Annotated in this window: 17 protein-coding genes; 4 read left to right on the top strand and 13 right to left on the bottom strand. The window is 67.6% G+C overall.

Features of this window, described 5'->3' with window-relative positions; all coding sequences use genetic code 11:
• Nucleotides 1–36 precede the first annotated feature (36 nt).
• The 11 genes from ABE543_RS00605 to ABE543_RS00555 form a co-directional block, all read right to left on the bottom strand.
• The gene (locus ABE543_RS00605) at nucleotides 37–402 is read right to left on the bottom strand and encodes a hypothetical protein (RefSeq protein WP_197571124.1); all 366 of its coding nucleotides are present in this window, start codon (nucleotides 400–402) and stop codon (nucleotides 37–39) included.
• Nucleotides 399–950 carry a molybdenum cofactor guanylyltransferase gene (locus ABE543_RS00600; protein WP_229765869.1) on the bottom strand — a complete coding sequence of 184 codons (552 nt, stop codon included), beginning with the start codon at nucleotides 948–950 and terminating at the stop codon, nucleotides 399–401. Before ABE543_RS00600 ends, ABE543_RS00605 begins: the two co-directional genes overlap by 4 nt.
• On the bottom strand, nucleotides 928–1,422 hold the full coding sequence (locus ABE543_RS00595) for a molybdenum cofactor biosynthesis protein MoaE (protein ID WP_197571126.1): 495 nt from the start codon (nucleotides 1,420–1,422) through the stop codon (nucleotides 928–930). The genes ABE543_RS00600 and ABE543_RS00595 overlap by 23 nt, the downstream gene beginning before the upstream one ends.
• Before the next feature lie 3 nt (nucleotides 1,423–1,425).
• Nucleotides 1,426–1,686, bottom strand: coding sequence for a MoaD/ThiS family protein (locus ABE543_RS00590; protein ID WP_164152877.1), 261 nt, complete (start codon nucleotides 1,684–1,686; stop codon nucleotides 1,426–1,428).
• A complete protein-coding gene (gene glp / locus ABE543_RS00585) occupies nucleotides 1,683–2,939 on the bottom strand; it encodes a gephyrin-like molybdotransferase Glp (protein ID WP_128988281.1) in 1,257 nt (418 codons plus the stop codon). The genes ABE543_RS00590 and glp overlap by 4 nt, the downstream gene beginning before the upstream one ends.
• The gene (gene moaCB / locus ABE543_RS00580; RefSeq protein WP_346475114.1) at nucleotides 2,936–3,934 is read right to left on the bottom strand and encodes a bifunctional molybdenum cofactor biosynthesis protein MoaC/MoaB; all 999 of its coding nucleotides are present in this window, start codon (nucleotides 3,932–3,934) and stop codon (nucleotides 2,936–2,938) included. Before moaCB ends, glp begins: the two co-directional genes overlap by 4 nt.
• An 8-nt stretch (nucleotides 3,935–3,942) precedes the next feature.
• Nucleotides 3,943–4,923, bottom strand: coding sequence for a GTP 3',8-cyclase MoaA (gene moaA / locus ABE543_RS00575; protein ID WP_128988285.1), 981 nt, complete (start codon nucleotides 4,921–4,923; stop codon nucleotides 3,943–3,945).
• A 220-nt stretch (nucleotides 4,924–5,143) separates the two neighbouring features.
• Entirely contained in the window at nucleotides 5,144–5,824 is a 681-nt protein-coding gene (locus ABE543_RS00570; RefSeq protein WP_263174503.1) for a L,D-transpeptidase, read from the bottom strand.
• Between the two features lie 142 nt (nucleotides 5,825–5,966).
• Nucleotides 5,967–6,236, bottom strand: a complete 270-nt coding sequence (locus ABE543_RS00565) for a hypothetical protein (RefSeq protein ID WP_197571129.1) — start codon at nucleotides 6,234–6,236, stop codon at nucleotides 5,967–5,969.
• A 111-nt stretch (nucleotides 6,237–6,347) separates the two neighbouring features.
• Complete coding sequence (locus ABE543_RS00560) at nucleotides 6,348–7,694, bottom strand: MFS transporter (RefSeq protein ID WP_346475113.1); 1,347 nt, start codon at nucleotides 7,692–7,694, stop codon at nucleotides 6,348–6,350.
• 68 nt (nucleotides 7,695–7,762) lie between these two features.
• Entirely contained in the window at nucleotides 7,763–8,509 is a 747-nt protein-coding gene (locus tag ABE543_RS00555; RefSeq protein ID WP_065183016.1) for a glucose 1-dehydrogenase, read from the bottom strand.
• Nucleotides 8,510–8,627: 118 nt separating this feature from the next.
• On the opposite strand from ABE543_RS00555, the gene ABE543_RS00550 reads away from it, so the two are divergent.
• The gene (locus tag ABE543_RS00550) at nucleotides 8,628–9,521 is read left to right on the top strand and encodes a LysR family transcriptional regulator (RefSeq protein ID WP_346475112.1); all 894 of its coding nucleotides are present in this window, start codon (nucleotides 8,628–8,630) and stop codon (nucleotides 9,519–9,521) included.
• 72 nt (nucleotides 9,522–9,593) lie between these two features.
• Nucleotides 9,594–9,935 carry an RcnB family protein gene (locus ABE543_RS00545; protein ID WP_053519774.1) on the top strand — a complete coding sequence of 114 codons (342 nt, stop codon included), beginning with the start codon at nucleotides 9,594–9,596 and terminating at the stop codon, nucleotides 9,933–9,935.
• Nucleotides 9,936–10,032: 97 nt separating this feature from the next.
• Here ABE543_RS00545 and ABE543_RS00540 read toward each other — a convergent pair whose 3' ends face one another.
• Nucleotides 10,033–10,929: a retropepsin-like aspartic protease gene (locus ABE543_RS00540; RefSeq protein WP_346475111.1), complete on the bottom strand. Its 897-nt coding sequence runs from the start codon at nucleotides 10,927–10,929 to the stop codon at nucleotides 10,033–10,035.
• Between the two features lie 264 nt (nucleotides 10,930–11,193).
• Between ABE543_RS00540 and ABE543_RS00535 the strand changes: the two genes are divergently transcribed.
• A complete protein-coding gene (locus ABE543_RS00535; RefSeq protein WP_128988296.1) occupies nucleotides 11,194–12,246 on the top strand; it encodes a sensor domain-containing diguanylate cyclase in 1,053 nt (350 codons plus the stop codon).
• A 47-nt stretch (nucleotides 12,247–12,293) separates the two neighbouring features.
• On the opposite strand, the gene ABE543_RS00530 is transcribed toward ABE543_RS00535, so the two are convergent.
• Nucleotides 12,294–13,211, bottom strand: a complete 918-nt coding sequence (locus ABE543_RS00530; RefSeq protein ID WP_346475110.1) for a M14 family metallocarboxypeptidase — start codon at nucleotides 13,209–13,211, stop codon at nucleotides 12,294–12,296.
• Nucleotides 13,212–13,355: 144 nt separating this feature from the next.
• Between ABE543_RS00530 and ABE543_RS00525 the strand changes: the two genes are divergently transcribed.
• On the top strand, nucleotides 13,356–14,009 hold the full coding sequence (locus ABE543_RS00525; protein WP_065175212.1) for a DUF3348 family protein: 654 nt from the start codon (nucleotides 13,356–13,358) through the stop codon (nucleotides 14,007–14,009).
• The last annotated feature ends 4 nt before the right edge of the window (nucleotides 14,010–14,013 follow it).

The following is a 14,013-nucleotide window of genomic DNA, read 5'->3' as shown; positions in this document are numbered from 1 at the left end:
GGCCTTCATCATACGGCAGGCGTGCCACGGCCGGTCTCACGGCGGCGGATGCTGCCCCCGCCGCTGATGGCCGCGCTGGCGCATGCTGTCGCGCACATCCACGTCGAACTGAAGCTGCAACGAACTGTCATCATCCAGCGCGATGGAAAATTCCAGACCCTCACGCGACGGCAGTCGTGCTGCCAGCCCCTGCACTGCATCGCGCGGCAGCACCAGCCGGCAGACCGTGCCACCGTCCAGCAGCACCGCCTGGTCGCCCCCATGCAGCGACAACGCGGTTCCCCACCCGCCCGTGCCACCAAACCGGGTCAGGTTCTCCAGCGAGTCGCCGGCCAGCAGTGCTGCCAGTTCCTCTTCATCGACACGCAGGCGCATGGATTGCCGCTGCAGCTGGACTTTCATGTTGCGATGGACTCCCAGTCGGCCCCGGTATTGCAGTTGAACAGCAAGGCACGCTCATTCTCAGGCAGCGGCAACGCCGTCGCCGCCAGCCGCTCCTGCAGGGCACGCAGCGAACGCCGCGCCTGTGGATCTTCGATCAAGGTCCGCAGGGCCCGCCGGCAATGATCATTGATCTGCAGACACATCGGCAATGGCTCGCCGGAGAACACGCTGCAGGCGGAAGGCACCCCGTGCAGCCGATGCAGCAGGGCGCCGGTCAAGCTGGGCATGTCCACCGGCACCACCCACGCAACGGTATCGGGCATGGCCAGGGACACGCTGTAAAGCCCGCCCAGCGGGCCGCAGCGCGCGACCTGGTCGGGAATGCCATCGAAGGCCGGATAGTCACCGCTCACCCACACCCGCTGCGCACCGGCCGCGATCAACACGTCACGCATGTGCTCAAGCAGGGTGCGCCCGCGCCAGGGCAGCAGCGCCTTATCGCGGCCCATGCGGCTGGACAGGCCTCCAGCCAGCACGATGCCGTCAATGGCCGTGCTCGTGGTCATGGCCATGTGCGGGCGTGCTGTCCACATGGCACAGGCTGCAGCCCTCGCTCCAGGCGCTGTCGCCATCCTCGTAGTGTTCCTGCTTCCAGATCGGGCACTGGTGCTTCACTGCCTCGATCAGCTGCCGGCACGCGCGGAATGCTTCGTCCCGGTGCGGGCTGCCGGCGGCCACCACCACGGCCACATCGCCGATGCCCAGCCGCCCCCTGGCATGCGCCACATACAGCTTCAGGCGCGGCCCGAACGCCGCCTCCACCTCGGCCGCCAGGCGCTGGATTTCGTTCAGCACCAGCGGCTCGAACAGATCGTAGGTGATGCCCGTGACCACCCGACCGACGTTCACGTCACGTACCTTGCCGATGAACACGTCGATACCGCCGAAACCCGGGTCGGACACCGCGGCGATCCCTTCTGCCGGGTCGATCGCCCCGTGCGCCCGGTCCACCACCTTCGCAATCGGCTTCGCGTCCATCGCTCAGCCCCCGCTCACCGGCGGCAGGATGGCCACGCGGCCATCCTCCGGCAGCACATCGTGATCGCGCAGCACGCGCTGCTGGTCGGCGAAGGCCGAATAGTCCAGCAGGCCAGCACGGAAACCGGGCCAACGCACCGGCAGCAGCTCGCGCAGCGCCTGGCGCAGGTCGGCCACGGTCGCACCCGACACCTCCAGCGTGATCTCCCGACGCTCATCCAGATCGGAGAACGCACCGAACAACTGCAACGTCACCTGTTTCATTCCCACTCCCTGCCCGTCAGCTGCACCGGGTCGGCGTGGCCCCAGCCCTGTACGCGCACCGCGCTGCCGGCCGGAACCAGATCGCCCTCGTCCTCCAGTACCACCCAGGCGTTGGCCTGCACCATGGACATCAGACGGAACGATTCCTGTCCGGACAGCACCCGCGCACTCAGCTGGCCCTGCTCGTCCAGCTCCACCCGCGCACGGGCGTGGACGCGCAGGCCGGGCGGCTTGCGCACCATCGCCTGCAGGGGAAGCCGCAGCACCGGTTCCTGCGCCAACCCCAGCAGCCGGCGCAGTACAGGCTCGACAAAGAACCGCTGCCCCACTGCCGCCGACACCGGGTTGCCCGGCAGGCCGAAATACAGCGCACCGTCGGGCAGTACCGCAAACAGCAGCGGCTTTCCCGGACGGATCGCCACTTTGTGGAACACGATTCGCGCCCCGCGCGCGCGCAGTGCGTCGGGCACGAAGTCGTAACGGCCCGCAGAGACCGCACCGGTACTGACCAGTACCCGCGCACCGGCCGCCAGTGCCTGGTCCAGCGCTGCATCGAACGCGGCCACATCATCACCGACGGTGCCCTGCCACACCACCTCAGCTCCGGCCGCGTGCAGCCGCCCGACCAGGTAGGGGCGGTTGCTGTCACGGATCTGCCCGGACTCCAGCGCCTGCGTCGCCTCGCTCACCAGCTCCTTGCCGGTGGCAATCACCGCCACCGCCGGTCGCGACATCACCACCACCTCGCCAACGCCAAGGGCGTGCAGCAGGGTCCGTGCGTTGATATCCACCCTCTGTCCCGCCCGCAGCACGCATTCGCCTTCGGCTACGTCCTCGCCCCGCAGGCGTACGTTCTGGCCCGGCCTGACCACGCTCTTCAGCGCGATCCGGGTCGGACGGCCCGCTTCGCTGGCGAGGATCTGCACGTTCTCGATCGGTACCACCGTGTCCAGGCCGCCCGGCATGCGCGCGCCGGTCATGATCTCCCAGGCGCCCTCGCCGCCTTCGGCATCGCCATCACCCGCCGCCTGCCAGCCCTGCACCGTGAATTCGGTACCCGACTCGAACGCCACCCCGTTGGCGCGCAGCGCAAAACCGTCCATTGCCGAATTGTCGAACGGCGGCAATGCCTGCGCGCTGTGGATGTCACTGGCCAGGGTGCGGCCTGCGGCCTCCTGCAGGGGCAGACGCTCGGCGGGAAGCGGCGTGGCCGCCTCCAGCAGGTGCTGCAGTGCTTCACTGTAGAGAATCACGCGTGGTCACCACCGTCGACCATCGCCAGGGCGTGGCCCAGCACCGGCGCCAGGATGTCCAGGCACTGCGCTGCCGCCTTCGGGCTGCCGGGCAGCGCGAACACCAGCATGCTGCCCAGTTGCACCACCTCGGCGCGGCTCAGCCAGGCCATCGGCATGTGCTGCGCGCTCAGCGCCCGGACCATCTGCGCCAGCCCATGCACCGGCCGCGCGTTCAACGAACGCAGCGCCTCCGGGGTGAGGTCACGCGGGCCCAGACCGGTACCGCCAGTGCACAGGCACAGGCGCACGCCATCGGCGGCCAATGCCTGAAGGCGATCCGCCAACGGCTCGATGCCATCGGGCAGCACGTCGGCAGCCACCACCTCGCCGCCCAGCCTGTTCAGGCCGGCCACCAGGGTCGGGCCAGAAACATCCTCATAAGTACCTGCGCTGGCACGGTCGCTCAGGGTGATCACCGCGCAGGCCGCGCCTTCCAGGCCCTTCGGCGCACGCGGTCTGAAGCGCGCGCGCTCGGCATCATCCATGCCATCAGGATGCAGCCACAGGCCGCGCTTGCCACCTTCCTTGAACAGCAGGCGGATACCTTCGATGCGCAGCGCCGGTTCCACCGGCTTGCTCAGGTCGTACAGGGTCAGCAGCGCCGCGTTGACGCCGGCCAGCGCTTCCATTTCCACACCGGTACGCGCCTCGCTGGCACACTCGCACCAGACCCGGATGGCGTGCCGTTCCGGCACCGGCGCGCAGAACACCTGCACCAGCTCCAGCGGCAGCGGATGGCACAGTGGCATCAGCATCGACGCCATCTTCGCCCCCTGCAGGCCGGCGATCTCGGCCATGACCAGCGCATCGCCCTTCGGCAGGCGGCGCTCGACGATCAACGGGTACGCCAGCGGACCGGCATGCAGTTCGCCCACCGCCACCGCCCGCCGGCGACTGATGCGCTTGTTGCGGACATCGGCCATATGGAATGCCGCGTTCAGTTCCCCACTCATCGTGCTGCTCATCCTCCGATGGAAGCCAGGTGCGGGGTCAGCCCGGTCCGGCCCTGGTGCAGGCCATGCCCGGCCGCTTTCAGGCCAAGCTGGGTGGTGATGCGCGCCAGCAGCGCGTCATGGTCGTCATCGTGCTGCAGCAGCGCGCGCAGCGGCACGCCGAAGTCGCCGAACAGGCACAGCCGCAGGTCTCCCCTGGCTGTTACCCGCAAGCGGTTGCAGCCCTTGCAGAAATCGCGCGAGTACGGCGCGATGATGCCGATGCTGCCGCGATGGTCCGGGTGGCCGAACTCGCGCGCCGGGCCGGCATCGGCCGCCCGTGCACGCTCGCGCCAGCCGGCAGCCAGCAACTGATCGATCACCCCGTCGGCACGCAGGTGATGCTGCTGGAAATAGGCTTCGTTGTCGCCGGTGCGCATCAGTTCGATGAAGCGCACGCTGAAGGGACGGTCGCGCAGGTACGCCATCCACTGCGGCAGCTCATCGTCGTTGAGGCCGCGCAGCAGCACCGCGTTGAGCTTGATCGACGGCAGGCCCAGCGCCTGCGCCAGGGCCAGGCCCTGCTCGATCTCCGGCAGGCGGTCATGCCCGGTGATCGCAGCAAAGCGTTCGCGCCGCAGACTGTCCACGCTGACGTTCAGCGCCGTCAGGCCGGCGCGGTGCCAACCCGGCAGGCGACGCGGCAACTGCGTGCCGTTGGTGGTGATGGCCACTTTGCCGATACCCGGCACCGCCGCCACCGCCGCAATGATGTCATCAAGATCCTTGCGCAGGCTGGGCTCGCCACCGGTCAGCCGGATCTTGCTCATGCCCAGCGCCGCGAAGGCGCGGACCAGGCGGCTGATCTCCTCGACCTGCAGGAAGCGCGGGCGGCCATCGGCCTGGTACCCCTCCGGCAGGCAATAGCCACAACGGAAGTTGCAGGCTTCGGTCAACGACAGGCGTAGGTACGGAAAGCTGCGTCCGAAACCGTCGGTGAGTTGGCTCATGGCTGGTCCACCTTCTTGCTCCACCGTCCTGCCTGTTGCCGCGTGATGTCGGCGCATCACAGCATGCGGCCTGCGCTGCCACGGGAGTGTGACTGGGCCCATCATGAACGATTTCCGGCAGCGGGTGCACGCTGCCGGGCAACAGGAAGAGCCGCAGCCAGTGTCCGGATGGATGCGCGCCAGGCTGACCGCGCCGCCCACCGGGCCGGCGGTGGAGCGTCTACCTGCGGGCAGATCGTGTGCGCTTGCCGCCGTTGTGCTGCGCAGCCGCGCGGCTCTGTGCGAACTCGGGGAAGGTCTGCTCGATCGGGTCCACGTCCGGCAGGATGTAGAACACCCCGCCCCGCTCGAAGGTGGAACGGATGATGCGTTCGTAGAACTCCGGCGAGACGTTGATGCAGCCGTGGGTGACGCGGTTGTCGTCCGGCGACGGCGATGCCAGGCGCTCGACACGCCTCTCTGCTGGAACGCCGGTTGCGGTCGGATGGATGGAGACTGCGGACTCGTAGTCCACCCACAGCACCCGCCCTGCATCGATCGAAGGGCCGTAGCCGCCCACGAAGCGACCTGCAGGCGTGGTGCGGTCCCGTCCCGGAATGGCACGCAGGGCGAGACCCGCAACGCCGGGCGCGGTGTGGTCGCCGGTCGCTGAACCGAACAATGCAGGGGCCGCGCCGCGCAGCCGGCCGTCGCCACCGAACACCAGGATCTGCGCGGCAGCCTTGTCCATGACTGCGAACGGATAGCCCTGGCTGTCCTTGGACGCCACGACCCAGCCCGCCAGTTCGATCACGGTTTCGGAGACATCCTGGCCGGGTGGCAGTTCATCAACGGCGGCCGACGGCGGCGCGACGGCATCTTCCGCATTGACGACACCAACCACCAGGAACGCCAACGCCACTGCCAGAGCAGCGCGATGGGCACGGCGCGCAAGGGAGGAGTGGGTATGGATGGGAGCATTCCTCGAAAGCTGTGTTACAGGAGGACACCAGTGGCCGCTGCGGCCACTGGGCCCCTGACTCGGATGTGCAGGCTACAGGCGGTCAGCCGCGCGGGGTGCGGCGAGGTGCCCGTTCAAGCTGCTGGACGCGCCCTTCGATCTGATCCAGACGCTGGTTGGCCTGCTGCGCCGACTGATTGGCCGACTCGGCGCTCTGCGCCGCACCCTGCACCTTCACATCAAGCTGGTCGAGCCGCGAGTTGATCGTTGCGAAATCGTCCTTGTAGGTGGCGCAGGCCCCAAGGCCTACGGTGGCGACAATCGCCACACCGAGCGTACGTGCCATCATCAGGTGCTGATTGGTAAGAATCATTCCACTCCCTCCTTCGTCTGGGGTGTCTGGAATATAGCGGCGTTTCGGCACACTCTCCGATTGGCTTTCAGCTGCAGGTGGAAGACGTGGACGTCGCGTGAAGACCCCGTCTCAACCGCGTCGCCAAGCCAGTCCGGCGGCAATCGCCAAGGATGCCGCGATCACCAGCGAGGCCACCACGAACGCGGTGCGCACCTCCGCGGGCGTTGCCGTGTCAGGCGCGACGGCGAAGAACACACCGCCCACCAACGCCACCGACAGCGCCGCACTGATCTGCAGTGTCGCACTCACGATGCCTGCGGCCAGCCCGGCGTGGCGGGCATCCACATGGTCCACGCTCTGCTTCACCAGCGCCGGAAGCGCGATGCCCTGTCCTGCGCCGATCAGAAACAGCGGAAGCGGCAGCCACGACGGCATGTCCAGCAGCGCGAGCGTTGCGACCGCCAGCAGGCCCGCAACCTCCATCACCATCCCATGCGATGCTCCCTGTGCGGCCAGCCGCCGGAACGCCGAACCACACAGCGGCCCGAGAAGGAAACCCAGCCCCAACGGCAGGATCGCCAACCCCGCCGACGCGCTGCTGCGCCCCAGCGCGGACTGCTGATACACCGCGAAGACGAGAAAGAACGCAGCCAGCGCGTAGAAGAAGAATGTCGCTGACAGACTGCGCCTCAACCCGCGCATCTGCAGCAGCGATGGCAATACCAGCGGCATCTGCCCACGCCCCACGCATCGCTGCTCATGCTTCCAGAACAACAGCAGCAGGGGGCCGCTTGCCAGCAGCAGTCCTACGCACCACCACGGCCACTGGCGCTGGCGGCCCTCGATGATCGGTACCACCAGCGCCAGCAACGACGCCGCCAGCGCCACCGCTCCGACAGCGTCCAGCCGTGCTCCCTGGCGGGCGTGCGACTCACGCAGCAGCACGAATGCAGCCGGCACCGCGGCTGCGATGATGGGAAGATTGATGAGGAACACGCTCCTCCACCCTGTCCCCCACAGATCGGCTGTCACAAGCACCCCTCCCAGCAGCTGCCCGCCCACCGATGCGAGGCCGAAGGTGGCGCCATACAGGCCAAGTGCACGGCGCTTCTCGCTGTCCGGGAACAGGGCATGGATCGATGCCAATGACTGCGGGGCCATCAGCGCGGCCGACATCCCCTGCAGCAGCCGTCCGGCCACCAGCACTTCAGCCGCAGGCGCCAGGCCGCACAGCGCCGATGCCAGGCCAAACCCCAGCATGCCTGCGATGAACACCCGTTTCCTGCCGTAGATGTCGCCGAGCCGGCCTCCCAGGATCAGGGTCACCGCGTAGGCCGTGGCGTAGACCGAGATGACCAGCTGCGAGACATCCGGCGGCGCGTGCAGATCGACACGGATGGCCGGCAACGCGACATTGACGATGAAGAAGTCGAGCGGCGGCAGCAGCGTGCCTGTCAGCAGTACAGCCAATGCCATCCAACGGCGCGGATCGGGCGACACGGGGCCCGCAGCGTCAGCCGGTAGATTCATGTCGTCCCCCCCACTCAGCGCATGCCGCCTGAGGCAAGCAGGGTGTCGCCGCTCATCCATCGCGCATCATCGGAGGCGAGAAACGCAACGATCGGCGCCACGTCCAGTACCTGGCCTGTCCGGCCCAGTGGTGTCTGCGCCAGATTCCAGGCCTGGAACCCGGAATCGACGACACCCGCAGCATGTGTGCCCTCGGTCTCGATCAGGCCGGGATTGACCGCATTGACACGGATACCGCGCGGACCAAGCTCCCTGGACAACACGCCGGTGATGGCGTCCATCGCGCCCTTCGAACCGGTGTAGATGGCGCTGTCCACCGGCAGGATGCGGGTCACGAATGAACTGATGTTGATGATGCTTGCACCGGGCCGTAGATGGGGAACGGTGGCGGCAGTGACCAGCAGCGGGCCCAGCACATTGATGTCGAACTGGTGGCGATAGAGCGCCTCGGTGGTGTCCTCGATCTTCGCGAACCGGTACACGCCCGAGTTGTTCACCACCACATCCAGCCTGCCGAACGCATCCAGGGCCGTGGCCACCAGTGCATCGACCTCGCGTGCGTCACGCACGTCGGCGCGCACCGCCAGCGCCCGACCACCGGCGGCTTCGATATCGGCAACGACCCGTTCGGCGCCCTCCCGGCTCGAGGCGTAGTTGACGACGACGCTGGCGCCGTCGGCCGCCAGGCGGCGGGCAACCGCAGCGCCAATGCCCTTCGAAGCGCCGGTGACCAGCGCGACCTTGTCTTTCAGCGTGTTCATATCAAGCGGATCCAGTTCCAGGGGGAGGCGGTCAGTGCGACCGGGGCCCATGCTGGACCTTTCAAACTTGTATGTGGACTGACACTGATGCACATTTGCCGTACATTTTTGAACGGGCATGATGATGGAATGGGGTGATGTCCGTGTCTTCCTGGCGATCGTGCGGGGCGGGTCTCTGGGTGAGGCGGCCCGGCGCCTTGGTGTCAGCCATCCCACGGTAGGCCGCCGGTTGAAGGCCCTTGAACAGCATGCCCGGCAGCCCCTGCTGCGGCGGACGCGGGACGGGCTGGTCACGACCGATGCCGGTGATGCAGTGCTGGCCCTGGCCGAGGCCATGGAGAGCTCCGCCCTGGCCATGGAGCGCCGCCTGGAAGGCAGCCCGGGCCGGCTGGAAGGCATTCTGCGCATTTCGAGCGCGGACTGGTTTGCCTGCCACGTGCTGACGCCCGTGCTCGCCGAACTGGTACGCCGGCATCCGGCGGTGGTTCCGGAACTGATCGCCAGCTATCGACTGCTTGACCTGTCGCGCCGCGATGCCGACGTCGCGTTCCGCATCGTGCCGTTCAGTGAGCCGGACATCGTCCAGCGCCTCGTGATGACCCTGCCCTACGGCCTGTATGGTTCGGTCTCGACCATCGCCCGGCTGCAGGACGACCCCGATTCGGTCGGGCTCATCCTGATGAACACCGCGCAGTCGCACTTCCCCGACGTGGAATGGTTGCTGCAGCGGTTTCCGCGTTCGCCGCGCGCATTCACCAGTACCAGTCGCAGTGTCCAGGCGCAGATGTGCCTGCACGGTACCGGCATCGCCGTGCTGCCCCGTGCGTTGGGTGACGCGGTCGCCGGACTGCAGCGCATCGACTCACACGGGACGCCCCCTTCGCGGGGCATCTGGGTGGGCTATCACCAGGATCTGCGCCACATGGACCGTCTGCGTGCCCTGCTGGACATCCTCGATTCGACGCTGCCGCCAACAGGCGCCACCCCCTCGGCAGGGAAACGGACAGCATGATTCCGTTCACGGGCGTTGACCTATGGTCCACCTCACCAGGCCGGCAGGACCGGTCACTGACAGGAGGATGCCATGAGGACCCGACACGTCGTACCTGCTCTGATGGTGGCACTGCTCGCCGTCGCACCGGCCTGGGCGGATCCGCCGCACCACGCCCGCGGAAACGGTCCCCCACCGCACGCAGGCGGGCCGCACAATCGCGACGCACCGCCGCCAGGATGGCAGAAGAAGGCATGGCGGCGCGGCGATCATCTGCCGTGGGCGGAAGTGGATCGTCGCTACTGGGTGGATGACTACGCACGCTACAGGCTGCGTGATCCCGGCCGCGGCCAGCGCTGGGTCCGCCAGAGCGACACCGAGTATCTGCTTGTTGAAATCGCCACCGGCGTGATCGTCGACGCGCTGCGTCGGTGAACGCAGCCCTGGCTGACCCATCGGGCGCAGACGCGCGATGGGTCAGCCCTTCCTGCGCTGCCTGCCGCTGCTGCGTCCAGCGGTGGGCGCTGAAGGGCTAGTTCGGCAGCGCGCGCGCGTTACCGTTTGGCCGCAGATGGAGCTGCCCGGTTCCGGTATCCAGCAGGATGTTGAAGTTGCGCAGTGTTTCGCTGCCCAGCGTGCCGTCGGCATTGGATCCATCCTCATCGATGGTGAACGACACCTTGGGCTGTTCCAGTCGCAGCCCGCCCACATCGACCGATGCGATCCGTGCATCGACGGCCCGGATCTTCCTGCCCGCCGAGCCGCTGAACTGTGAGGTACCGATCGTGCGGGTGAACACCTCCTGCAGTCGGTGGCGCGAGCTGTACGCATGACCCAGATCGATGGCGCCGTTGCTGCCGGTGTCCACGAACAGCCAGGCCGCAAGTGTCGAGCCACCCTCACGCAGAAGCACTTCGATGGCGGGCGTATTGTCGATCCAGCGGACGTTCGCGCGGGTGTATCCGTGCAGATCCGGCAACCGGTCGTGCACGTGCAGCAGCTTGCGGTCGTAGTCGATCTCGATGATGCGCCCCGCGAAGAATGTCCAGCCAAGCACGGCGTCGAACGGACGCTTGCCGTAGTCGATCACGGCCGCCCCCATCGTCCGGCGCATGTCTCCCACGACGACCGTGTTGTGGGTACTGTAGTCCACGAAACTCACGCCATCGGAGCCGGTGTTCTCGGAGCGGTCATCGACCTGCATCGACGCGGCCTTGCGGGTGGCAACCGTGACTGCCAGTCCGTCAGCGCCGGTGTCGACAAGAAAGCGCAGCGGTCCTGACTGGTTGATCCGCCCTTCCACATAGATCCGATGATCCTTGTCCTGCTCGAAAGGAAGGGTGATCGTCCCGGCCGCGGCGCGGGGCTGCGGAAGAACAAGCAGCCCCGCAACCAGGGCGACGTACCACGAGCGTATGGACTGGCGCATTGATGGCTTCCAGTGGAGGCAACGGCAGATTGCCGCCTGCCTTGGATGCGGCAGGGGTGCAGAAGGTTTAGACGCCCGCCGCGCTGCCCTCGATGATTCCGGACCGAAGCAAACGGGCGCCCGGCGCCTGCGGCCCCGTGTTGCCATCCGGCGCTGACCTCGGCGACCGCAGCATGCACGGGCCGTTGACGTCGCAATGCCAGACTGCTGGAGCGCGCTCCACCGTGGAGCGCCGTTGGTCGTGCGATCTTGGGGGGATCGGCAATGCCCTACTTCACTGATTCGACCGAGGTGGCCGTCGAGGGTATCGGCGCGGCGCGGCGCATCGGTTGGATGCGGTTCGTCGGCAGCAGCCTGGCGGCGCTGCCCCTGGCGTCCATCCTGCTCGAACGCCAGGATGGTGTGTGGCCATGGACGCTGCTGCTGCTCAACGCGCTGGCATGGCCGACGATCGCTCTGGTCCTCACCCGGCGTTCCCCCGAGCCGGCCGCCACCCAGTTCCGCTGCATGGTGCTCGATTCCTTCCTTGGCGGCGCGTGGATCGCGTTCATCGCCCTCAGCATCGTGCCCAGCGCACTGTTCACCGCCCTGCTGGTGGCCGACAAGATCGCAGCAGGGGGAGTGCGGCTGGCGCTGCGGGCGACGCTGGCGCTGGTGCTGGGTTTTGGACTCGTCTGGTTCGCGCTGGGCTTCCCCTACCAGCCGACCACCTCGCAACGCAGCATCATGCTGAGCATGCCGTTCCTGTTCGTGTACGGCATCGGCCTCAGCATCCTGAGCTGGCAACTCGCGCGCCGGGTCAAATCACAGAACCGGCAGCTGCGGCGGCTGAGCCGGATGGATCCGCTGGTGGAGCTGGCCAACCGGGGCTTCCTGATCCACCGTGCCCAGCAGGCGCTGGACAAATCGCAGCGCCACGGCGGCATGGCGTGCCTGTTGATGCTGGACGTGGATGACTTCAAGCGGATCAACGATTCGCAGGGGCATCGTGCCGGCGATCAGGTCCTGCGGCATATCGCCACGACACTGCGCGAATTCGCCAGCCCGGCCGATACAGCTGCACGGCTCGGGGGGGATGAGTTCGTCGTGCTGCTGCGCGACTGCGCCGCGTCAGACGCCATGCAGATGGCGGCACGCATCCGGCAACGCCTGCACGAGAACGCACGCCGGACAGGACCGGCGAGCGATTTCAGTGTCAGCATGGGAGTCGCTGCGAGCCCGCGACACGGCAGTGTCGAGGACTGGCTGGCACTGGCCGACCGAGCCCTCTACCACGCCAAGCGGCAAGGCAAGGACACCGCCAGTTTCGCCGAGTAATGGCCGCGTAGCAGCGTCATCCTGATCGGTCGCATTCCCGGTCGGGATCAGTGCGCCAGGGCGAAATCCAGGCCCGCACAGACCGCCGCGACCTGCGCGTCGTTGCACTCCTGCGGGTGGGTACGTGGACTGTCCGGGTAGACCTCCGTGGTGGTGGCAAAACGCGCATCGGTGAACCCGGCGCAGGCCCCGATCGAGCGCGATTCACCCCATACCACGCCCGGTGACTGCAACGGCAGGCCGACCAGGTTGCCTTCGGCATCGGCCGGGGCGATATGGGTGATCGGCGCCACGGCGGCGATCAGCGACTGCTGGAATGCCGGTTGCGGGTCTTCGCTGTTGCCGATCACGTAGAAGCCATCGGGAATGGTGTCCCGCTCGAAGGGCTTGCCATCGCGGGCGCAACGGGCCGGGTCGAACTCGTGCAGGTCGCTGTCGGTGGTTTCGTGCAGGTCCAGGTGCACCCGGATGTCGGCGTTGCGCCCGGCCACCCAGCGCATCAGCGAGGCGGCTTCCTCGATCAGGCCGCCGTCGCGGAAGCTGCGGTTCGGGTCCAGGGCAGCGGGGTTCCAGCGCTGGATGCGCTCATAGCCCCACGGACTCACGCAGGGGGCCACGATCAGGTTCAGACGCCCCAGGTAGCGCTCGGCCTGCTGCTCCAGGAACTGCAGGGCACCGTGTACGCCGCTGGTCTCATAACCATGCACGCCGCCGGTAACCAGCGCCGTCGGCAGTGCCGGGTTCCAGTCGTGGTTGACCACGGCGAACAGGGGATAGTGGTCCGGCGCGTAATCGAGCTGCCCGTACTGGATCACGTCGAAACGCTCGTCCAGGCGTTCCAGCGCCGCCACCACATCGTCATGGTAGCTGCGCTGGCGTTGCTGGCGGGCCCGCCACTGCGCGCGTTCCGGATCGCCCCAGGGCTGTCCGGGGGTGCCGATCGGGTAGAACTGCGCAACAGTCATGGGTGCTCCAGAGGTCGAACGTGGTGAGTGCAGCAGGTGATTCTAAGCCTTGTGGCGCCTGCGGGCCCGCCCACCCGTCCCGCCCTTCATCCAGCCAGGCTCATCTGGCTGTAAAATCAACGGTTTTTGGCCCCTCACCCCTTGATGGCGAACGCAGCGCAGACGGTCCTGGGTGGACCGGATTTCCTTCGCCTGCTCGCCCGTCTCAGCGACGGCGCGATGCCGGCCACCAGTCCCGTCCTGACCGATCGCCTCGGTCAGTGGGTGGACTGGAGCCGTGCTGTCGCGCTGTCGACGGCACTGGGCGGACGCGTGCCTGCAGCGGCGGACGCGGGCGAGGCGATGGACGACCTGCTGGCCGACTGCGAGCAGGCCCATGCCAGCCTGCTGGCGTCGATTCGTGACGATGCCGAAGCCGAGCGCCTGCTCGATCTGGCCGAGGCGGCCGCCACACCCACCTTTGCCTCGTTGCGGCAGCGCTACCGGGTACTGCAGCAGGCCATCCAGACCGCGACCGGGCGCCTGCGCGGACGCCTCCGTGACCAGTTGCTGCGGGCCTCGCCCGATTTGGCGCGGCTGGCCGAGATCGACGCCGTGATGGAGCAGACCCTCAGCCCGCGCGAGCACAGCCTGCTGGCCATCGCCCCGGCAGTGCTGGGCACCCGCTTCGACCGCGTGCATGGCCAGCCTGGCTGGCGCACCGCATTCCGCCATGACATGCGCTCGCTGCTGCTTGCCGAGCTGCAGCTGCGCTTCCACCCGATCGAGGGGCTGCTGGCAGCCCTGCGCTCCCACTGACCCG

It is taken from the genome of Stenotrophomonas sp. TWI169, assembly GCF_039674705.1.
GTDB lineage: Bacteria > Pseudomonadota > Gammaproteobacteria > Xanthomonadales > Xanthomonadaceae > Stenotrophomonas > Stenotrophomonas maltophilia_P.
This window is presented reverse-complemented; position numbering and strand designations above follow the sequence as displayed.